The organism is Enterobacter sp. RHBSTW-00901 (assembly GCF_014103115.1).
In the GTDB taxonomy this organism is placed as follows: Bacteria; Pseudomonadota; Gammaproteobacteria; order Enterobacterales; family Enterobacteriaceae; genus Enterobacter; species Enterobacter cloacae_P.
The window spans coordinates 2,117,772-2,137,311 of sequence record NZ_JABXPB010000001.1 but is presented as its reverse complement, the minus strand read 5'-3'; the positions used below and the strand labels follow the sequence as shown (position 1 = coordinate 2,137,311).

19 protein-coding genes are annotated in these 19,540 nt (G+C 56.1%); 5 read left to right on the top strand and 14 right to left on the bottom strand.

Annotated features, from left to right (window positions below; translation table 11 throughout):
* Positions 1–15: 15 nt before the first annotated feature.
* From rpoD to rpsU, 3 genes are all read right to left on the bottom strand, one after another.
* Complete coding sequence (gene rpoD, locus HV318_RS10255) at positions 16–1,863, bottom strand: RNA polymerase sigma factor RpoD (protein ID WP_182272681.1); 1,848 nt, start codon at positions 1,861–1,863, stop codon at positions 16–18.
* Between the two features lie 164 nt (positions 1,864–2,027).
* Positions 2,028–3,773: a DNA primase gene (gene dnaG, locus HV318_RS10250; RefSeq protein WP_182272680.1), complete on the bottom strand. Its 1,746-nt coding sequence runs from the start codon at positions 3,771–3,773 to the stop codon at positions 2,028–2,030.
* A 237-nt stretch (positions 3,774–4,010) separates the two neighbouring features.
* On the bottom strand, positions 4,011–4,226 hold the full coding sequence (rpsU, locus tag HV318_RS10245; RefSeq protein ID WP_001144069.1) for a 30S ribosomal protein S21: 216 nt from the start codon (positions 4,224–4,226) through the stop codon (positions 4,011–4,013).
* Positions 4,227–4,463: 237 nt separating this feature from the next.
* On the opposite strand from rpsU, the gene tsaD reads away from it, so the two are divergent.
* Positions 4,464–5,477 carry a tRNA (adenosine(37)-N6)-threonylcarbamoyltransferase complex transferase subunit TsaD gene (gene tsaD, locus HV318_RS10240; protein ID WP_182272679.1) on the top strand — a complete coding sequence of 338 codons (1,014 nt, stop codon included), beginning with the start codon at positions 4,464–4,466 and terminating at the stop codon, positions 5,475–5,477.
* Positions 5,478–5,524: 47 nt separating this feature from the next.
* On the opposite strand, the gene ureG is transcribed toward tsaD, so the two are convergent.
* The 9 genes from ureG to plsY form a co-directional block, all read right to left on the bottom strand.
* Entirely contained in the window at positions 5,525–6,142 is a 618-nt protein-coding gene (gene ureG, locus HV318_RS10235) for an urease accessory protein UreG (protein ID WP_182272678.1), read from the bottom strand.
* A 9-nt stretch (positions 6,143–6,151) separates the two neighbouring features.
* On the bottom strand, positions 6,152–6,826 hold the full coding sequence (locus HV318_RS10230; RefSeq protein WP_182272677.1) for an urease accessory protein UreF: 675 nt from the start codon (positions 6,824–6,826) through the stop codon (positions 6,152–6,154).
* Complete coding sequence (locus HV318_RS10225; protein WP_182272676.1) at positions 6,826–7,365, bottom strand: HupE/UreJ family protein; 540 nt, start codon at positions 7,363–7,365, stop codon at positions 6,826–6,828. The genes HV318_RS10230 and HV318_RS10225 overlap by 1 nt, the downstream gene beginning before the upstream one ends.
* A 10-nt stretch (positions 7,366–7,375) precedes the next feature.
* Positions 7,376–7,840 (bottom strand): urease accessory protein UreE, encoded by a 465-nt coding sequence (gene ureE / locus HV318_RS10220; protein WP_182272675.1) that lies wholly within the window; start codon positions 7,838–7,840, stop codon positions 7,376–7,378.
* A gap of 9 nt (positions 7,841–7,849) precedes the next feature.
* Positions 7,850–9,553, bottom strand: a complete 1,704-nt coding sequence (ureC, locus tag HV318_RS10215; protein ID WP_182272674.1) for an urease subunit alpha — start codon at positions 9,551–9,553, stop codon at positions 7,850–7,852.
* On the bottom strand, positions 9,546–9,860 hold the full coding sequence (locus HV318_RS10210) for an urease subunit beta (RefSeq protein WP_182272673.1): 315 nt from the start codon (positions 9,858–9,860) through the stop codon (positions 9,546–9,548). Before HV318_RS10210 ends, ureC begins: the two co-directional genes overlap by 8 nt.
* A 10-nt stretch (positions 9,861–9,870) precedes the next feature.
* Entirely contained in the window at positions 9,871–10,173 is a 303-nt protein-coding gene (locus HV318_RS10205) for an urease subunit gamma (protein ID WP_182272672.1), read from the bottom strand.
* Positions 10,174–10,183: 10 nt separating this feature from the next.
* Positions 10,184–11,011, bottom strand: a complete 828-nt coding sequence (locus tag HV318_RS10200) for an urease accessory protein UreD (RefSeq protein ID WP_182272671.1) — start codon at positions 11,009–11,011, stop codon at positions 10,184–10,186.
* A 148-nt stretch (positions 11,012–11,159) separates the two neighbouring features.
* The gene (gene plsY / locus HV318_RS10195) at positions 11,160–11,774 is read right to left on the bottom strand and encodes a glycerol-3-phosphate 1-O-acyltransferase PlsY (protein ID WP_182272670.1); all 615 of its coding nucleotides are present in this window, start codon (positions 11,772–11,774) and stop codon (positions 11,160–11,162) included.
* A 107-nt stretch (positions 11,775–11,881) separates the two neighbouring features.
* Here plsY and folB point away from each other — a divergent pair, with 107 nt between their 5' ends.
* Together folB and bacA are read left to right on the top strand one after the other, a co-directional pair.
* On the top strand, positions 11,882–12,265 hold the full coding sequence (gene folB, locus HV318_RS10190) for a bifunctional dihydroneopterin aldolase/7,8-dihydroneopterin epimerase (protein ID WP_182272669.1): 384 nt from the start codon (positions 11,882–11,884) through the stop codon (positions 12,263–12,265).
* Positions 12,266–12,358: 93 nt separating this feature from the next.
* Entirely contained in the window at positions 12,359–13,180 is an 822-nt protein-coding gene (gene bacA / locus HV318_RS10185) for an undecaprenyl-diphosphate phosphatase (RefSeq protein WP_182272668.1), read from the top strand.
* A 10-nt stretch (positions 13,181–13,190) separates the two neighbouring features.
* Here the strand turns inward: bacA and HV318_RS10180 are convergent, their stop codons facing one another.
* Together HV318_RS10180 and HV318_RS10175 are read right to left on the bottom strand one after the other, a co-directional pair.
* Complete coding sequence (locus HV318_RS10180; RefSeq protein ID WP_182272667.1) at positions 13,191–14,432, bottom strand: multifunctional CCA addition/repair protein; 1,242 nt, start codon at positions 14,430–14,432, stop codon at positions 13,191–13,193.
* 60 nt (positions 14,433–14,492) lie between these two features.
* On the bottom strand, positions 14,493–15,113 hold the full coding sequence (locus HV318_RS10175; RefSeq protein WP_182274574.1) for a TIGR04211 family SH3 domain-containing protein: 621 nt from the start codon (positions 15,111–15,113) through the stop codon (positions 14,493–14,495).
* Positions 15,114–15,342: 229 nt separating this feature from the next.
* Between HV318_RS10175 and HV318_RS10170 the strand changes: the two genes are divergently transcribed.
* Complete coding sequence (locus HV318_RS10170) at positions 15,343–16,644, top strand: CYTH domain-containing protein (RefSeq protein ID WP_182272666.1); 1,302 nt, start codon at positions 15,343–15,345, stop codon at positions 16,642–16,644.
* A 21-nt stretch (positions 16,645–16,665) separates the two neighbouring features.
* On the top strand, positions 16,666–19,521 hold the full coding sequence (gene glnE / locus HV318_RS10165) for a bifunctional [glutamate--ammonia ligase]-adenylyl-L-tyrosine phosphorylase/[glutamate--ammonia-ligase] adenylyltransferase (RefSeq protein ID WP_182272665.1): 2,856 nt from the start codon (positions 16,666–16,668) through the stop codon (positions 19,519–19,521).
* Positions 19,522–19,540 lie beyond the last annotated feature (19 nt).

The following is a 19,540-nucleotide window of genomic DNA, read 5'->3' as shown; positions in this document are numbered from 1 at the left end:
TGCTGTTTACCTGGATTAATCGTCCAGGAAGCTACGCAGCACTTCAGAGCGGCTTGGATGACGCAGTTTACGCAGCGCCTTCGCTTCGATCTGACGGATACGTTCGCGGGTAACGTCGAACTGTTTACCCACTTCTTCCAGCGTGTGGTCGGTGTTCATGTCGATACCGAAACGCATACGCAGAACTTTCGCTTCACGAGCGGTCAGGCCAGCCAGTACGTCGTGCGTTGCAGCGCGCAGGCTCTCGGTGGTCGCAGAGTCCAGCGGCAGCTCGAGGGTGGTATCCTCGATGAAATCACCCAGATGCGAATCCTCATCATCACCGATTGGTGTTTCCATGGAGATTGGCTCTTTGGCGATCTTCAGCACTTTACGGATCTTGTCTTCCGGCATCAGCATGCGTTCAGCCAGCTCTTCCGGCGTCGGCTCGCGACCCATCTCTTGCAGCATCTGGCGGGAGATACGGTTGAGCTTGTTAATGGTCTCAATCATATGCACCGGAATACGGATGGTGCGCGCCTGGTCTGCGATAGAACGGGTGATCGCCTGACGGATCCACCAGGTTGCGTAGGTGGAGAACTTGTAACCACGACGGTATTCAAACTTATCTACCGCTTTCATCAGACCGATGTTGCCTTCCTGAATCAGATCCAGGAACTGCAGACCACGGTTGGTGTATTTTTTGGCGATAGAGATAACCAGACGCAAGTTCGCTTCAACCATCTCTTTCTTCGCACGGCGGGCTTTCGCTTCACCGATGGACATACGACGGTTGATGTCTTTTACCTGCTCGATGGTCAGGCCCGTTTCTTCTTCAATTTGCTGCAGTTTCTGCAGGCCGCGCTGAACATCTTCTGTCACGTCGTGCAGTTTTTCAGACCACGGCTTGTTCATCGCGATAGCCGCGTTGAACCAGGTTTCGCTGGTTTCGTTGCCGGTGAAGAGGGTGATGAAGTTCTTCTTCGGCATTTTGCACTGTTCAACGCACAGCTTCATGATGATGCGTTCCTGGGTACGTACGCGATCCATCATGACGCGCATGCTGTTCACCAGGTAATCGAACTGTTTTGGCACCAGGCGGAACTGTTTGAACACTTCAGACAGTTTCAGGATCTCTTCCTGAGCGGCTGCGTGGCTGCGGCCTTTCGCTTTGATGGTGTCACGGGTCACTTCGTACTGGGTACGCAGCTCACCAAACTTCTCACGTGCCAGTTCAGGGTCGATGCTGTTGTCGTCGTCGCTGCTGTCGTCGTCGCCGTCTTCTTCATCTTCGTCTTCGTCGTCATCCATCTCTTCCTGAGACAGTTCAGAGCCGACGTGAGTGGCGGTCGGAGCCATATCTTCTTCAGCATTCGGGTCGACAAAACCGGTGATCAGATCGGACAGACGCGCTTCTTCAGCTTCAACGCGATCGTACTGCTCAAGCAGATAGGTGATCGCTTCCGGGTATTCGGCAACAGAGCACTGAACCTGGTTGATCCCGTCTTCAATGCGTTTTGCAATGTCGATTTCGCCTTCGCGGGTCAACAGTTCAACGGTACCCATTTCGCGCATGTACATGCGAACCGGGTCAGTAGTACGCCCGATTTCAGATTCCACGCTGGACAGTACCTGTGCAGCAGCTTCTTCTGCATCTTCATCAGTGTTGTTGGAGGTTTCAGCCAGCAACAGATCATCGGCATCCGGTGCTTCTTCCATCACCTGAATGCCCATGTCATTGATCATTTGGATGATGTCTTCGATCTGATCTGAGTCGACGATATCTTCCGGCAGATGGTCATTGACCTCGGCATAGGTCAGATAGCCTTGCTCCTTACCGCGTTGGACAAGAAGTTTCAGCTGTGACTGCGGGTTTTGCTCCATAAGACGGTATCCACACTTAATTCGTTTGATTGGTGTCAGCGATGGTTTGCCAACCTTTAAAGCGAGGGCGTACTTATATTTGTGCCGCTGCCTCTCAGTGCGGCTGCCGGGGGCTTCCCGATCGATATTCGGCACTTAAGCCGTTGAATACTTTTGTCTTTAACTTATTTCTTCGCCAGTTCCTGGTTTAACATCCAGAGCTCCCGGCGTTCTTCGCTGCTTAAACCGTGTGTGCGCTCGCGAGCAATCAACTCTTCCTGGCGCAGTTCAAGCATCGAATCAAACATATGATTGAGTGAGTCGGTGAACGTTTTTTCCGCAATATCTTTATCTGCTATATCGTCCCACATCGACAATTTTTCAAGGGTTGCGGCCTCTTTTGTGCCGCGATAATGCTCTAAAAGTTGTCCGGTGGTCAGACCTGGCTGTGACAGACAAGTGTTGACCAATTCTGAAAATAAACCAAGTCCAGGCAACTTTTCGTGGTTCAAACCCGCCAGCGATGGCACTTGCGGAGCAAGTTCGGGGTTTTGTACCAGTAACCCTATCAGTATACGCATGGTTGTGCGTTTTAGCTGAGGTACGGGGCGAACCGCGCCGTTTTCAGCCTGTTTTGGCATTAAACGTTCAAGCTGGCTGTCATCGAGGATACCGAGCTTGTTGCCTAACTCCTGACGCAGATAGATGCGCAGCGTTTCACCGGGCACCTGACTGATTAACGGCAGTGCCAGCGTACTCAGCTGCGCGCGCCCGTCAGGGGTACTCAAATCCACCTGCGGCATCAGGCTGTTAAACAAAAACGTGGAGAGCGGCTGTGCCTGCTCCATCCGCGCTTCAAATGCCGCCTTGCCCTCTTTACGCACCAGCGTATCCGGGTCTTCACCGTCGGGCAGGAACATAAAGCGTAACTGACGCCCGTCGGTCATATAAGGGAGTGCCGTCTCCAGCGCACGCCAGGCGGCATCACGTCCTGCACGGTCACCGTCGTAACAGCAGATGACGTTGTTGGTCACCCTGAACAGCAACTGAATATGATCGGCGGTAGTGGACGTGCCTAAAGACGCAACGGCATAGTTAATGTCGTACTGCGCCAGGGCGACGACGTCCATATAGCCTTCGACGACCAGAAGACGCGGAGGTTCCGCATTATCTTGCTGCGCCTCATAAAGACCGTAAAGCTGGCGGCCTTTATGGAAAATATCGGTTTCCGGGGAGTTCAGGTACTTCGGCAGGGCATCACCCAGCACGCGACCACCAAAACCTATTACCCGGCCACGCTTGTCGCGGATCGGGAACATGACCCGTTCACGGAAGCGGTCGTAGCTTCGTCCCTGGTCGTTGGTGACCAGCATGCCTGCGTCGATCAGCGATTTACGATCTTCGCTATTGCCGCCAAAACGCTTTAACACGTTGTCCCAGCCGGGCGGGGCGTAACCAATAGCGAAACGCGCAATGACATCGTCGCTCAGTCCGCGCTTGTTCAGATACTGACGCGCAGGCTCAGCAGCAGCGTGCTTTAGAGACTGTTGGTAAAACGAATTCAGGCCATCCAGCAGTTGATAAAGCGTTTGCCGTTGATGGCGCTCTATCTGGCTTGGCCCACTGCCTGCTTCATACGGCACTTCAAGGTTGTGCATCGCCGCCAGTTCTTCGACGGTTTCAACAAACTCGAGCTTGTCGTAGTTCATTAAAAAATCGACGGCATTACCGTGTGCGCCACAGCCGAAGCAATGGTAGAACTGCTTCTCACCGTTTACGGTGAAAGAGGGGGTTTTTTCATTATGGAACGGACAGCACGCATGGTAGTTCTTGCCCTGCTTTTTTAGCTTTACCCGCGCGTCGATGAGATCGACGATGTCGGTTCTGGCAAGCAGATCATTGATAAATACGCGTGGGATTCTTCCGGCCATATGCCCCAAAAATTACACTTCATCCTTCAAACTGTCTCTGCGTTGGCTACGTTCGCTCATCCCTGTCACTTACCTAAGTAAGCTCCGGGGATTCACTCACTTGCCGCCTTGATACAGTGTGAATGATTTTGTATAAATGCTGATTTATAAACGAAAACAAGCCGCGCATTCCTTCCGGAAGCACGGCCTTACGACTATTACTCTGTCTGCTCACTGAGGGCTCTGGCCCTCAATGGATTAGTACAGACGAGTACGGCGTGCGTTTTCGCGAGCCAGTTTCTTCGCGTGACGTTTCACTGCAGAAGCTTTAGCGCGCTTACGTTCGGTCGTTGGTTTTTCATAGAACTCACGACGACGAACTTCAGCCAGAACACCTGCTTTCTCGCATGAACGTTTGAAGCGACGCAGTGCTACGTCGAACGGCTCGTTTTCACGTACTTTAATTACCGGCATGTAACTCTCACCTTTAATAAATTCGGTTTGCCGCTGGCATCAGCGCCAGCTTATTTCAAAATGGTGCGGAATTTTACTGCAAATGCTGCTGCTTTGTAAAGCACCGATGCGATTTTGAAATGGGACTTTTATAAGGAGGAGGAGTATACACGAGCCGATGTCCTGGGGCGAACAAAGTTTTACATCAACCCGCATTGGCCCTACACTGCGCGGTATTGAAACGAGGTAAAACAAGTCATGCGTGTACTGGGTATTGAAACGTCCTGCGATGAAACCGGCATCGCCATTTACGACGACGAAAAAGGGCTTATTGCCAACCAGCTGTATAGTCAGGTGAAATTGCATGCTGACTACGGTGGCGTTGTGCCTGAACTGGCTTCCCGTGACCATGTGCGTAAAACGGTTCCCCTGATTCAGGCGGCGCTGAAAGAAGCCGGGTTGTGTTCAGATGATATTGATGCGGTGGCGTATACCGCTGGCCCGGGCCTGGTCGGTGCGCTGCTGGTTGGTGCAACGGTTGGTCGTTCGTTGGCGTTTGCGTGGGATGTTCCGGCTATTCCGGTTCACCATATGGAAGGGCATCTTCTGGCACCGATGCTGGAAGAGAATCCGCCTGAGTTCCCGTTTGTGGCGCTGCTGGTTTCCGGCGGTCATACCCAGCTGATTAGCGTGACGGGCATCGGTAAATATGAACTGCTGGGTGAGTCAATCGACGACGCAGCCGGTGAAGCGTTCGACAAAACTGCCAAGCTGCTGGGGCTGGACTACCCAGGTGGCCCGATGCTGTCAAAAATGGCCGCGCAGGGCACGGAAGGGCGCTTTGTTTTCCCGCGCCCGATGACCGACCGCCCTGGGCTGGATTTTAGCTTCTCTGGCCTGAAAACCTTCGCGGCGAATACGATCCGCAATAACGACGATAGCGAGCAGACGCGTGCTGATATCGCCCGTGCGTTTGAAGATGCGGTGGTGGATACGCTGATGATCAAGTGCAAGCGTGCGCTGGATCAGACGGGCTTTAAGCGTCTGGTGATGGCCGGTGGCGTGAGTGCTAACCGCACTCTGCGTGCGAAACTGGCGGAGATGATGCAGAAGCGTCGCGGAGAAGTGTTCTATGCCCGCCCGGAATTTTGTACCGATAACGGGGCGATGATCGCCTACGCCGGGATGGTGCGCCTGAACGCCGGTGCAACCTCCGATCTGAGTGTGTCCGTGCGTCCGCGCTGGCCACTGGCGGAGCTGCCGGAGGCGTAACCCCCTCACTCTAACCCTCTCCCCACAGGGGAGAGGGAAATTTACGACTACACCCGCAGCATTCCTCTTTCTTCCAGAAACGCAATAATCGTCGCCAGACCATCGCCCACCTTCAGGTTGGTAAATGTCCACGGACGCTCACCGCGCATGCGGTTGGTGTCGCGTTCCATCACCTCCAGCGAAGCACCGACGTACGGCGCGAGGTCGGTTTTGTTGATCACCAGAAAATCCGATTTGGTGATCCCCGGCCCGCCTTTACGTGGGATTTTTTCTCCCTCAGCCACGTCAATCACGTAAATGGTCAGATCCGCCAGCTCCGGGCTGAAAGTCGCACTCAGGTTGTCGCCGCCGCTTTCAACGAAGATCAGATCCAGATTGCCAAACTTCTCGCTGAGCGCTTCGACTGCCGCGAGGTTCATCGATGCATCTTCACGGATGGCGGTATGCGGACAACCACCGGTCTCCACACCCACGATGCGCTCTGGTTCCAGCGCGCCCGCTTCGGTCAGGATCCGCTGATCCTCTTTGGTGTAGATATCATTGGTTACTACTGCGAGATGGTACGTGTCGCGCATTGCCTTGCAGAGTGCTTCCAGCAGGGCGGTTTTGCCCGACCCCACCGGGCCACCCACGCCAACGCGCAGGGGATGTTTGTCATCAGCCATGTTGACTCCTCAGGAACGGAATAATCGTGAATATTGTGTTTCGTGTCGCGCAGAGGCGATGGCCGAAAGTGGCGTGGCTGCGCCCAGCTCGTTATCGCTGCGTGACAGCGCCGCATCAAGCCCTTCAGCGAAATGGTCGCTCAGGGTAATAATCAGCTGTTGTGCGGCCTGTTGTCCGAACGGCACCAGCTTGACGCCTGCCATCACTGCGCTTTCAATCCAGCTATAGCCCAGGCTCAGTGCCAGCTCGCGAGCGCCAATGCCCCAGCGTACGCCGAGCCACGCCATGCCGCAGAGCTGGCTTTGCATAAACAACGGCTGCCACGCTGCCGGATAGTCCGGCTCCCAGCTTTTGACCAGGCGGGTAAATGCAGCACCGCGATTACGTTCTTCTTCGCGCAGTTCACGCGTTTCCCGGCAGGCGAGAAGGTATGCCGCCCAGCGTTTTGCTGCCGTCAGATCCTGCTGCTCGCAGGCCCGGTACAGACGCATAAACAGCGGCAGATCGACGCAGAAAAAGCTCTGCTCCATCTGCTGAATTTGCCAGTGTCTGAATGCCTCGACACTGGCTACCCAACCCGCTTCAACAGCCCACTCCAGCCCCTGCGACCAGGTAAACGACCCGACCGGCAGGCTGCTGCTGGAAAGCTGCATCAGGCGTAACCACTGGCGGCTGTGCTCCATTAGCTCATCAGCACCAGCAGGGCGGAGACAATCAGCCCGCCGCCGAAGGTTTTACGCAGACCGTCGTGACGGCGCAGCAGTAACCCTGCGGCGAAACTGGCGCATAGTACCGTGGCGCTGGCAAACATAAACCCGGTGGTGAAGAGCCAGAAGTTGTGACCAGACATCTCCACGCCGTGTGCCCAGCCGTGGAACATCGCCAGCGCAGGCACGACCAGCAGCAGACGGTTTTCGGTTTTAAACATCATCACGCCACACACCGCCAGCGAAGCGATAATCAGCATCTCCATGCCGCTAAAGCCGCCGAAAAGGTTGCCCGCAATGGCACCTGCCAGCATCATGCCGAGGGTGGCAAAAGGCAGTAACAGCTTGCGTCCGCTCAGGGCGGAAAGCACACCTGCACCGGTCAGCATCAGCAGGTGATCAAGGCCGGTTAGCGGGTGGAAAAACCCGGCCTGAAAGCTGTCGGCTCCATGTCCTGGGTGGGCGAGCGCCGGAAGGGAGAAGGCCAGCAATAACAGAGGTAAATATTTGCGCATGATGGGATCCTTAGTGTGAATGAGCGTGCGAATGGCTGTGGCTGTGGGCATCGCTGGTGTATGCACCCGCTTCCGGTTCAAACGGCAGCGTGGCGTATGTGACCTCCAGCCCGAACTGACGCAGCATGTCGTCGAGGACGTGATCGTGGTGATAGCGCAACTCACCGGGCATGATCTGCAGCGGGACGTGGCGGTTACCCAGGTGGTAGCAGGCGCGGGCGAGCAGGAAGGGATCTGAGCATTGCACGACTGATACCGACTCTGGTGCGGCGATCACTTCAATGACCTCGCTACCATCTTCGGTGGTGAGCAGGTCTCCGCCGCGCAGCAGCAAACCGCGTGGCAGCATCAGCCCGGCATCGCGGCCATCGTTCAGCGCGACACGGGCGCGGCTTTTCACCCGCACATCAATGGGGAGTGTGACGCTGGCGGTGATGCGGTGGGCGTGGTCAAGGCGTTGGGTCAGGTAGATCATCGTTCCTCCTCAAAACAGGAAATAGCGCTGGGCCATCGGCAGGATCTCTGCCGGCTCGCTGGTAATCAATTCACCGTCGACACGGACCTCATAGGTTTGCGAATCAACGGTGATGTTGGGCTGCAAACTGTTGTGGATCATGTCGGCCTTTTTCACCGTCCGGCAGCCTTTCACCACTGCGGTCGCGCTTTGCAGATTGAGCTGCTGCGGGATGCCATGGGTTGCGGCAGCCTGCGAGACAAACGTCAGGCGGGTGGCATACCGTGCCGCACCCAGTGCGCCAAACATCGGGCGGTAATGCACCGGCTGCGGCGTGGGGATAGATGCGTTGATATCGCCCATCGGCGCACAGGCGATCATTCCGCCTTTCACAATGGTGGCGGGTTTTACGCCAAAGAATGCGGGTGACCAGACCACCAGATCCGCCAGTTTTCCGGCTTCAATGGAACCGACTTCATGGGCGATACCGTGGGTCAGGGCCGGGTTGATGGTGTATTTTGCGACGTAGCGCTTCACGCGGAAGTTATCGTTATCGCCAGTTTCTTCCGGCAGCGCGCCACGCTGGACTTTCATGCGGTGTGCCACCTGCCAGGTGCGGATTATCACTTCGCCTACGCGTCCCATTGCCTGGGAGTCGGACGAGGTGAGCGAGAACGCGCCAATATCGTGCAGTACATCTTCGGCGGCGATGGTTTCCCGACGAATACGGGATTCGGCAAAAGCCACGTCTTCGGCGATATCCGGGTCGAGGTGGTGGCAAACCATCAGCATGTCGAGATGCTCGTCGATGGTGTTCACCGTGTAGGGCAGCGTCGGGTTGGTGGAGGAGGGCAGAATATTGGGATGCGCACAGGCGGTGATGATGTCCGGCGCATGTCCGCCACCCGCCCCTTCAGTATGGAACGTGTGGATGGTGCGCCCGCCAATGGCCGCCAGCGTGTCTTCAACAAAACCGGACTCGTTCAGCGTGTCGCTGTGCAGCGCCACCTGAATATCCATCTCTTCCGCCACCTCCAGCGAACAGTTGATCGCCGCAGGCGTTGCGCCCCAGTCCTCGTGGATCTTCAGCCCGATCGCGCCAGCTGTAATTTGCTCGCGCAGGGCATCAGGGTTTGAGCCGTTACCTTTGCCGAGCAAACCGATATTCACCGGCAGCGTGTCGGCGGCCTGCAGCATGCGGGCGATATACCACGGCCCTGGCGTGCAGGTGGTGGCGTGAGTGCCTGCCGCAGGCCCGGTACCGCCACCGATCATGGTGGTGACGCCGGAGACGAGCGCCTCTTCCGCCTGCTGCGGGCAGATCCAGTGGATGTGGGTGTCGATCCCGCCCGCGGTAACGATCTTCCCTTCGGCGGCGATCACCTCCGTCGCGGCACCAATCGGGATCGTCACGCCGGGCTGAATGTCCGGGTTACCGGCTTTGCCGACGGCGAAGATCCTGCCGTTCTTCACGCCGATATCGGCTTTTACGATCCCCCAGTGATCGACAATCAGCGCGTTGGTGAGCACCAGATCCACACAGTCATCAGCTGTCATCTGCCCCTGGCCCATACCGTCACGGATCACTTTCCCACCGCCGAATTTGACCTCTTCGCCGTAGACCGTGAGATCGTTTTCGACTTCGATCCACAGTTCACTGTCGGCCAGGCGCACTTTATCCCCGGTGGTTGGGCCGAACATGTCGGCGTAGGCCTGGCGTGAAATATCAGCCATTTTTCACCTCCCCCATGACTTCAGCGCGAAAACCGAAAATGCATTGCGCACCCGCAACCCGAACCAGTGTGACCTCGCGCTTCTGGCCGGGCTCGAAACGTACGGCAGTCCCCGCCGGGATGTTCAGCCGGTAGCCTTTGGTGGCTTCTCTGTCGAATTTCAGCGCCGGATTGACCTCATAAAAGTGGTAGTGCGATCCCACCTGGATCGGCCTGTCACCGTGGTTTTCGACGATCGCGCTCCGGGTTTCCCGTCCGACATTAAGCGCAATATTTCCTGGCTGGATCTGGTATTCACCTGGGATCATCGTCAGCTCCTTATACGATCGGGTTGTGAACGGTGACGAGCTTTGATCCGTCCGGGAAGGTGGCTTCCACCTGAATGTCGGGGATCATCTCCGGTACGCCCTCCATCACCTGTGTGCGCGTCAGGACGTGGCGACCCGCTTCCATTAACGAGGCGACGGTTTCACCATCGCGTGCGCCTTCCATAATAAAGGCGCTGATCAGCGCGACGGATTCCGGGTAATTGAGCTTTACCCCGCGCGCAAGGCGGCGTTCGGCAACCAGCGCAGCGGTAAATAACAACAGCTTGTCTTTTTCTCTGGGGGTCAGTTCCATAACGTTTCTCTTATGTCTGCCAGATACGGGGCGAACAGGCGGTTTTGGGGGTTAAGAGCGGGCGAAGCGACTGCCAGATATCGCGTATCACCCGCTGACAAATCAGGTTATCGTGGGAGAGAAACCGCACCGACAGCAGATCTTCGGTGAGTGTCGCGCCGGCAAAGGTATGCAGCGGCGCAAGCCGTTCGCGTACCACCTCAAGGTGATTTTCCGTGGCGGGATAGAACAACAGTGTGCCCACCCACGGCTGCCCGGCAACGGGGGCGAGATTGCCGTCGCTGAGATGTTGACGTTCAATTAAGCGCGGCTCACCGTCGACCCACACCTCAAGGCGGCTTTCGAGCGTACCGTGGCTGAAGGTTTCGTTAATCACCGGGCGACCCAGACAGTACAATTCCCAGGCCAACAGCGTGCTGGACGCCTCCAGGTGAAAAACGGAGCGTAAGGCTGCGTTCGCGCCGGGAAAGAGAATAGTGTCCTGCGGTAGCCACTCCAGCGTTGCCTCTTTGCCGAGGTAAAAGTGCTGGTTCAGACATGCCTGTGGGCCATTGCTGCGGTAAAACTTACTGGCACCGGGCATGGTGATAAGCGTATGGCTTTTGGCTTCCAGGTGAACGGAGATATCCAGCGTATCACCGCCGACAATCCCGCCGGGTGGGTGCAGGAGATAAAGATGGCAGGTATCACCTTCGGGATAAAACGGACGCTGGACGGTAAGAGGCCCGACGTGGTGAGCGGAGTGCAGGAGGGTTTTCTCAGGGGTATGACAAAATTGCAGGGTAAGCGATGCCTGCCAGCCTTTGTAAGAGTTATCAGTGACCTGAGTTGCTAACATGCTGCATCCATCTGCGCGCGTACGGGTTACGTTTCAGTATGCCCTGGCAGAAATGAAGGCTGTCATATGAGTCGCTTATGGATAAAATGCGAGGGAAAGACCGGCCCGCGCAAGGTCAGCGCAGCCGGGCATTGTGAGGGCGTGTGGGTTATTCAGGCTCTTTTTTCTTTCTCTTGAGCTTCGTCCAGATTTTGGTTTCCTGACGACGCCACAGGCGCTGAATATTATCGTGGTGACGCAGCAGGATCAGGCAGGAGAGCATCGACACAGGGAAGGTAAACTGGGGTTTGAACCACCAGACGTAAAACGGCGCAATCAGCGCGCTGACAATCGCGCCCAGCGAAGAATAGCCGCTCAGTAAAATGGTTAACAGCCAGGTGCCTGCCATAACGCCGGTGAGATCCCAGCCGATAGGTGCAATGGCACCAAATGCGGTGGCGACGCCTTTGCCGCCTTTAAAGCCGAAGAATACGGGCCAGATATGGCCAACACAGGCGGCGATAGCAATCAGCCCCAGCCAGAACGGTGTGACGCCCAGCGCATATGCGCCCCAGACGGGTAGCATCCCTTTCAGTACATCAAAAACCAAAACCGCTACGGCTGCTCCCTTGCCGCCAATTCGTAGTACATTGGTCGCTCCGGGGTTCCCGGAACCGTTTTCACGTGGGTCAGGTAACCCGGCGATACGGCAGACCAGAATGGCGCTGGAGATTGAGCCGCAAAGGTAAGCGAGGAAGATCATTCCAGGCGCGATTGCACTCATAACGCTGTTCCGTTTTGAAAATGTATCTGTATTTTCAGCATCTGTGGATAATACGCATAATTCGCCGGAAGTGGTATCCGGTTTAGCCAAAAAGCAGGCAGGTCGTGATGGATATAGTATTTATAGAGCAACTTTCGGTAATCACCACTATTGGTGTTTACGACTGGGAACAGACCATTGAACAGAAGCTCGTGTTCGATATCGAAATGGGCTGGGATAACCGCACGTCAGCGAAAAGCGATGACGTGAATGATTGTCTGAGCTATGCCGATATCAGCGAAACGGTGGTTAACCACGTTGAAGGACAGCGTTTTGCCCTGGTGGAGCGCGTGGCTGAGGAGGTGGCAGAGCTGCTGCTGAGCCGGTTCAATTCACCGTGGGTGCGTATCAAGCTGAGCAAACCGGGGGCCGTGGCGCGTGCGACTAACGTCGGCGTTATCATTGAGCGTGGCAAAAATCTGAAAGGGAATATCCAACGTCATAATAGCTAAACCATTTTCGGCTATATTGGTCTTAAGGCTTGTATCTTTCACGGTTGCCTTAGTGGTACACCGTTTTTTTTATATCTTTTTAGGGGTTTATAGATGAGCGATATACACTCGCTGCTGGTGGCGGCAATACTGGGTGTGGTCGAAGGATTGACGGAGTTTTTACCTGTCTCCAGCACGGGCCATATGATTATCGTTGGCCATCTTCTGGGCTTTGAAGGTGATACGGCAAAGACGTTTGAAGTCGTTATTCAGTTGGGGTCTATTCTGGCCGTGGTCGTGATGTTCTGGCGTCGTCTGTTTGGCCTGATTGGCATCCACTTTGGCCGTCCGCCAGAGCATGAAGGTTTGGGTAAAGGTCGCTTGTCGCTGATCCATATCCTGCTGGGGATGATCCCGGCGGTGGTGCTGGGGCTGGTTTTCCACGACACCATCAAATCGCTGTTTAACCCGATTAACGTGATGTATGCGCTGGTTGTCGGCGGCTTCCTGCTGATTGCGGCAGAAGTGCTGAAACCTAAAGTCCCTCGCGCAGAAGGCCTGGACGATATGACCTACCGTCAGGCATTCATCATTGGTTGCTTCCAGTGTCTGGCCCTGTGGCCGGGCTTCTCGCGCTCAGGAGCTACGATTTCTGGCGGGATGTTGATGGGCGTGAGCCGCTATGCCGCGTCGGAGTTTTCCTTCCTGCTGGCCGTGCCGATGATGATGGGCGCAACCGCACTCGACGTCTATAAAAGCATTGGCTTCCTGACGACGGGTGATATTCCGATGTTCGCCGTGGGCTTCATCACCGCGTTTATCGTGGCGCTGATTGCCATTAAAACCTTCCTGCAGTTGATCAAGCGTATCTCGTTTATTCCGTTTGCGATCTATCGCTTTATCGTGGCGGCTGCCGTTTACGTGGTCTTCTTCTGACCGGTTGCCCTCAGTCTTTTGGCTGAGGGCAACGCTGTTCTTTCCAGTCCGCTACTGCCTGAATCCGCCGTTTTGTCAGCTCTTCCCGAATCTCCGGCCCTTTGAACCCGGCTTCCACGACGTCTTTGGTTGGCACCGCTTTGGCGACGTTCCACGCCTCGCGCAGCAAACGACCTTGCGGATAATCACAGGCTTCAAACCCGGTTCGCCCACGAACGTCAGCCTCGCTGGTGAGTGCGATCTGCTCCACGCGCTGCGGTTTACGCCAGGCGTCGATGTTGTCGAACAATTTCACGATGGTGGCCGGTTTCAGGATCGGGAAGGTGTGGATCAGGTCATGGAATTCTGCCACCAGTTTTGCCAGGTCGCGGATCTCGTTAGGTACGCGCAGACGCTGGCAAAGACCTTCTACCAGCTTCACGCCAGCCGGGCCGTGACCGTGATGGCGCGGCCAGAATGCTTTTGGCGTTAACCCTTTGCCGAGATCGTGGCACAGGGTGGCAAAACGAACATCAACCTCCGGGCTGAGCATCGCGGCCATACTCAACGTCATCAGGGTATGAACGCCAGTATCAATTTCCGGGTGCCACTTTGCCGGAGCCGGGACGCCAAACAGATTATCGATTTCCGGGAAAAGAACCTTCAGTGCGCCACAGTCGCGAAGCACCTGGAAAAAGACCTGCGGGTTGCGGGTGGTCAGGGCATTTTCCGTCTCTTTCCAGACGCGTTCTGGCGTCAGGTGTTCCAGCTCGCCCGCATTGGTCATCGCAGTCATTAGCGCCATTGTTTCATCGGCGATGCGGAAGCTCAGATGGGCATAGCGTGCAGCAAAACGCGCCACGCGCAGCACGCGTAGCGGATCTTCAGAAAACGCCGGGGAGACGTGACGTAAAATGCGGTTACGCAAATCGTCCTGGCCGCCATAAGCGTCGATAATATGGCCCTGATTGTCCTGCGCCAGCGCGTTAATGGTGAGATCGCGGCGCAGGAGATCTTGCTCCAGCGTGACGTCCGGTGCGGCATAACAGGTGAAGCCGGTATAGCCTGAGCCGGATTTCCGTTCGGTACGCGCCAGGGCGTACTCTTCACGGCTTTGCGGGTGCAGAAACACGGGAAAATCGCGACCTACCTGCTGGTAACCCGCGTCGAGCATCTCTGCGGGCGTGGCTCCAACCACAACCCAGTCCTTATCTTTGACCGGCAGACCTAACAACGCATCACGTACCGCACCACCGACCAGATAACTCTTCACGCCCGACACTCCTGTTTTCTCTTTTCCAGGATAATACGTAAGTCTGGCAAAGAAGACGAATTAGTTCATCCAGCGGTCTTTACGCTTACGGCTTGGGATCAGGTGTGGCAGAACCAGGCCCAGCACCAGGCCGACGCCCAGCACGCCGCCGCCATACATAAACCACTGCATGATGATGGTGCGCTGTTTGTCATCGAGCTGCAGGTTGGCAGCATTCACTTTCTTCTGCGCGACGATCAGCTCGTTCTTCAGTTTCTGGTTTTCGTCTTTCAGGTTGCTAATCACGCTGTCGCTCTGTGACACTTTTTGCTGCATTTCTGCGGTGCGCTGGTTCCAGGTGCCGTCAATGTTATTGAGCTTGTCGGTCAGGGTTTTCACCTGATTTTCCAAATCCGGCACGCGGGTACGCAGGCTTGGCACATTGCTCAGCTCTTTCAGTGGGATCCAGGACGTACGACCACTGCTGTCGCGAACCTGCCCGTAATTGGTGTCCGCATTGGTCTGTAATAGCACCACTTCCTCGCCGGCATTAACCGTACCCACGAGGCGATAATTATCTCCAGGGCCGCTGCGTACCCAGGTGTTCAGTTCATCAGAAACGTAACGTTTCTCTTCAGCGTGTACCGCAGTTGCGGCGCTAAAAGCGAGTAAAGTAAGTCCAATCAGGCGTAATTTAAGCATCATTAGTCGTTATTTTCATGAATAGTGGAACGATAGTAGTGGCAACAGTGTCTCTACGCAAAGCATTCGTCAGCAATCAGAATCATCTGTGTCACGCTGTCAAACATTTACGCCCGTCAAATTGCTCATTGCGTGGCAATTTGGCGCAAAATACTATGTACTGACAAACAAATGGCGAGGAAGTTCGCCCTCATTGACGCGTCTGTGACGCCTGCATAAGTACAAGGCTATGGCTCAAGAAATCGAATTAAAGTTTATCGTCGAAAAAGACAGCGTTGACGCGCTTCGTCAACATTTGCACACGCTTTCCGGCGAGCACCATGAACCGGTACAACTGCTGAACATCTATTATGAAACACCAGACAACTGGCTGCGCCGTCATGATATGGGGCTGCGCATCCGTGGCGCGAACGGGCACTACGAGATGACGATGAAAATTGCTGGTCGCGTGGTGGGCGGTTTACATCAGCGCCCGGAATACAATATCGACATCAGTAAGCCAGAACTTGAACTGGACCGTTTCCCGGCAGAAGTCTGGCCTGAGGGCCATCTGCCGGAAGCGTTATCCGGGCAGGTGCAGCCGCTGTTCAGCACCGATTTCTGGCGCGAAAAATGGCTGGTCAATGAAGGCAAAAGTCGCATTGAGATTGCCCTGGATCTGGGTGACGTGAAGGCAGGTGAATACCAGGAACCCCTTTGCGAGCTGGAGCTTGAGCTGGTGGACGGTGATGTGAACGACGTGCTGAAGCTGGCACACAAGCTGGTGAACCAGTCCGGTTTGCGTCAGGGTAGCCTGAGCAAAGCCGCGCGTGGCTACCACCTGGCGGCCGGAGATGCGCCACGTTTACTGAAAGAGACGACCATTTTACACGTCGCCCCGAAAGCCAGTGTTGAACAGGGTATGGAAGCGGCGCTGGAGCTGGCGCTCACTCAGTGGCAATACCATGAAGAACTGTGGGCGCGAAATGTGAAAAATGCAAAGTCTCACGTGCTGGCGGCTATCGGGCTGGTGCGTCATACCCTGGCGCTTTTCGGCGGCATTGTCCCGCGTAAAGCGAGCGCTCACTTACGTGATCTGCTGACGCAAACCGAGACGTTGATGCTTTCTGACGTGTCGGCGCAAACGGCTATCTACAGCCCGCAAACCGCTGCGGCAAAACTGTCGCTGACTGAGTTTCTGGTGACGCGCGGCTGGCGCAGTTTCCTGGATGCAAAAGCGCAGACCAAAATTGCGGAAAACTTCAAACGTTTTGCGGATACCCATCTTTCACGCCATGCCGCCGAGTTGAAGACCACTTTTGCGTATCCACTGGGCGACCAGTATGGCGATCAGCTTCCCCGTCTGGCGCGTAATATCGACAGCATGTTGCTGCTTTCCGGGGCTTATGACAGCGCAAAAACGCAGGCCTGGCTGGAAAACTGGCAGGGGCTGAAACATGCCATCGAAACCCGTCAGCATATTGAGATTGAGCATTTCCGCAACGTGGCTATTTCGCAGGAGCCGTTCTGGCTGCACAGCGGAAAACGTTGACTCTGGCAAGGAACCCCTATAATGCCGCTTTCTTCGCAGTTACAGCAGCAGTGGCAGACCGTTTGCGAACGTCTGCCTGAGTCATTACCGGCGTCATCGTTAAGCGAGCAGGCCAGAAGCATGCTCACTTTTAGTGATTTTGTGCAGGAAAGTCTCACCGCCAACCCTGACTGGCTGGCGGAGCTTGAGAACTCACCGCCGCAGGCGGAAGAGTGGCGGCATTATGCCAGCTGGTTGCAAACCGCGCTTGCAGATGTGGCGGAGGAAGCTGCGCTGATGCGCGTTTTGCGCCAGTTCCGTCGTCGGGTGATGGTGCGTATTGCCTGGGCTCAGGCGCTGGAGCGGGTCAGCGAAGAAAGCACGCTTCTGCAGTTGAGCGAGCTGGCGCAGACGTTGATCGTCGCCGCGCGGGACTGGCTTTACGCGGCCTGTTGTAAAGAGTGGGGGACGCCGTGCAACGAAGAGGGGGTTCCTCAGCCGCTGTTGATCCTGGGGATGGGCAAGCTGGGCGGCTGCGAGCTGAATTTCTCCTCTGATATCGACCTGATTTTTGCCTGGCCGGAGAACGGCTCCACGCGTGGTGGTCGTCGTGAACTGGACAATGCCCAGTTCTTTACCCGTCTCGGCCAGCGTCTTATTAAGGCGCTGGATCAGCCGACACAGGACGGTTTTGTCTATCGTGTGGACATGCGTTTACGTCCGTTTGGCGATAGCGGCCCGCTGGTGCTGAGCTTTGCCGCGCTGGAAGATTATTACCAGGAGCAGGGACGCGACTGGGAGCGCTATGCGATGGTCAAAGCGCGGATCATGGGCGACGGTGACGATGCTTACGCCAATGAGCTGCGCGCCATGCTGCGTCCGTTCGTGTTCCGTCGCTACATCGATTTCAGTGTGATCCAGTCCCTGCGTAACATGAAGGGGATGATTGCCCGTGAGGTGCGCCGTCGTGGTCTGAAAGATAACATCAAGCTTGGTGCGGGCGGCATCCGTGAAATTGAATTTATCGTGCAGGTCTTCCAGCTGATCCGTGGAGGACGTGAACCGTCTTTGCAGTCCCGTTCCTTGCTCCCGACGCTCTCTGCCATTGAGCAACTGCACCTGCTACCGGCAGGCGACGCGCAAACCCTGCGCGAGGCTTATCTCTTCCTGCGTCGTCTGGAAAACCTGCTGCAAAGCATCAACGATGAACAAACCCAGACTCTGCCGGGCGATGACCTGAATCGGGCGCGTCTGGCCTGGGGGATGCGTGTGGGTGACTGGACGGCATTGACCGAACGGCTGGATGCCCACATGGCGGGCGTGCGCCGTATCTTTAACGAGCTGATTGGCGACGACGAAAGTGAATCGCAGGATGATACGCTGTCTGAACACTGGCGCGAGCTGTGGCAGGACGCACTTCAGGAAGATGACACCACGCCAGTGCTGGCGCACCTGAGCGATGACGACCGCCACCGGGTGTTGTCGCTGATCGCCGATTTCCGTCTCGAACTGAACAAGCGCGCCATTGGCCCGCGTGGCCGCCAGGTGCTGGATCACCTGATGCCGTATCTGCTGAGCGAGGTCTGCTCGCGGGCGGATGCGCCGGTACCGCTGTCGCGCATGATGCCGCTGTTGAGCGGCATCATCACGCGTACGACCTATCTTGAGCTACTGAGCGAGTTTCCCGGCGCACTGAAGCACCTGATTACGCTCTGCGCCGCCTCGCCGATGGTCGCCAACAAGCTGGCGCGTTATCCGCTGCTGCTGGACGAACTGCTTGATCCGAATACGCTTTATCAGCCGACGGCGACGGATGCCTACCGTGACGAATTGCGTCAGTATCTGCTGCGCGTGCCGGAAGAGGACGAAGAACAACAGCTGGAAGCGCTGCGTCAGTTTAAACAGGCGCAAATGCTGCGCGTGGCGGCGGCAGATATCGCTGGTACGTTGCCGGTGATGAAAGTGAGCGATCACTTAACATGGCTTGCCGAAGCGATCATCGACGCGGTGGTGCATCAGGCGTGGGTGCAGATGGTGGCGCGTTACGGCCAGCCGAAACACCTGGCCGATCGCGAAGGCCGTGGCTTTGCGGTTGTCGGTTACGGCAAGCTCGGCGGCTGGGAGCTGGGGTATAGCTCTGATCTTGACCTTATTTTCCTGCACGATTGCCCGGTGGACGTGATGACCGATGGCGAGCGTGAAATAGACGGGCGTCAGTTCTACCTGCGTCTGGCCCAGCGCATTATGCACCTGTTCAGCACCCGCACGTCGTCGGGCATTTTGTACGAAGTGGATGCGCGTTTGCGTCCGTCCGGCGCGGCAGGAATGTTGGTTACTTCAACGGACTCGTTTGCGGATTACCAGAAAAATGAGGCCTGGACGTGGGAGCATCAGGCGCTGGTGCGCGCCCGCGTGGTGTATGGCGACCCGCTGCTGAAAACGCAGTTTGATGCGATCCGCCGGGACGTGATGACCATCGTACGTGACGGCAGTACGCTGCAAACCGAAGTGCGTGAGATGCGTGAGAAGATGCGTGCGCATTTGGGGAATAAGCATCGCGATCGCTTTGATATTAAAGCCGATGAGGGTGGTATTACGGATATTGAGTTCATCACCCAGTATCTGGTGCTGCGTCATGCACACGAGAAGCCGAAGCTCATTCGCTGGTCTGATAACGTGCGCATTCTGGAGCTGCTCGCACAAAACGACATTATGGATGAGCAGGAAGCGCAGTCCTTAACGCGCGCCTACACCACGCTGCGTGATGAGTTGCATCATCTGGCCTTACAGGAACAGCCGGGCCATGTGGCGCTTGACTGCTTTGCCGATGAGCGCGCTCAGGTGACGACAAGCTGGCAGAAGTGGCTGGTGGAACCGTGCGTAACAAAACAAGTGTGATATTATCGCGCGCAAATTG

Excerpts from the sequence above, each read along its gene's own strand:
- rpoD (WP_182272681.1), bottom strand. The coding sequence starts at position 1,863 with ATGGAGCAAAACCCGCAGTCACAGCTGAAACTTCTTGTCCAACGCGGT.
- dnaG (WP_182272680.1), bottom strand. The coding sequence starts at position 3,773 with ATGGCCGGAAGAATCCCACGCGTATTTATCAATGATCTGCTTGCCAGA.
- rpsU (WP_001144069.1), bottom strand. The coding sequence starts at position 4,226 with ATGCCGGTAATTAAAGTACGTGAAAACGAGCCGTTCGACGTAGCACTG.
- tsaD (WP_182272679.1), top strand. The coding sequence starts at position 4,464 with ATGCGTGTACTGGGTATTGAAACGTCCTGCGATGAAACCGGCATCGCC.
- ureG (WP_182272678.1), bottom strand. The coding sequence starts at position 6,142 with ATGGCTGATGACAAACATCCCCTGCGCGTTGGCGTGGGTGGCCCGGTG.
- HV318_RS10230 (WP_182272677.1), bottom strand. The coding sequence starts at position 6,826 with ATGGAGCACAGCCGCCAGTGGTTACGCCTGATGCAGCTTTCCAGCAGC.
- HV318_RS10225 (WP_182272676.1), bottom strand. The coding sequence starts at position 7,365 with ATGCGCAAATATTTACCTCTGTTATTGCTGGCCTTCTCCCTTCCGGCG.
- ureE (WP_182272675.1), bottom strand. The coding sequence starts at position 7,840 with ATGATCTACCTGACCCAACGCCTTGACCACGCCCACCGCATCACCGCC.
- ureC (WP_182272674.1), bottom strand. The coding sequence starts at position 9,553 with ATGGCTGATATTTCACGCCAGGCCTACGCCGACATGTTCGGCCCAACC.
- HV318_RS10210 (WP_182272673.1), bottom strand. The coding sequence starts at position 9,860 with ATGATCCCAGGTGAATACCAGATCCAGCCAGGAAATATTGCGCTTAAT.
- HV318_RS10205 (WP_182272672.1), bottom strand. The coding sequence starts at position 10,173 with ATGGAACTGACCCCCAGAGAAAAAGACAAGCTGTTGTTATTTACCGCT.
- HV318_RS10200 (WP_182272671.1), bottom strand. The coding sequence starts at position 11,011 with ATGTTAGCAACTCAGGTCACTGATAACTCTTACAAAGGCTGGCAGGCA.
- plsY (WP_182272670.1), bottom strand. The coding sequence starts at position 11,774 with ATGAGTGCAATCGCGCCTGGAATGATCTTCCTCGCTTACCTTTGCGGC.
- folB (WP_182272669.1), top strand. The coding sequence starts at position 11,882 with ATGGATATAGTATTTATAGAGCAACTTTCGGTAATCACCACTATTGGT.
- bacA (WP_182272668.1), top strand. The coding sequence starts at position 12,359 with ATGAGCGATATACACTCGCTGCTGGTGGCGGCAATACTGGGTGTGGTC.
- HV318_RS10175 (WP_182274574.1), bottom strand. The coding sequence starts at position 15,113 with ATGCTTAAATTACGCCTGATTGGACTTACTTTACTCGCTTTTAGCGCC.
- HV318_RS10170 (WP_182272666.1), top strand. The coding sequence starts at position 15,343 with ATGGCTCAAGAAATCGAATTAAAGTTTATCGTCGAAAAAGACAGCGTT.
- glnE (WP_182272665.1), top strand. The coding sequence starts at position 16,666 with ATGCCGCTTTCTTCGCAGTTACAGCAGCAGTGGCAGACCGTTTGCGAA.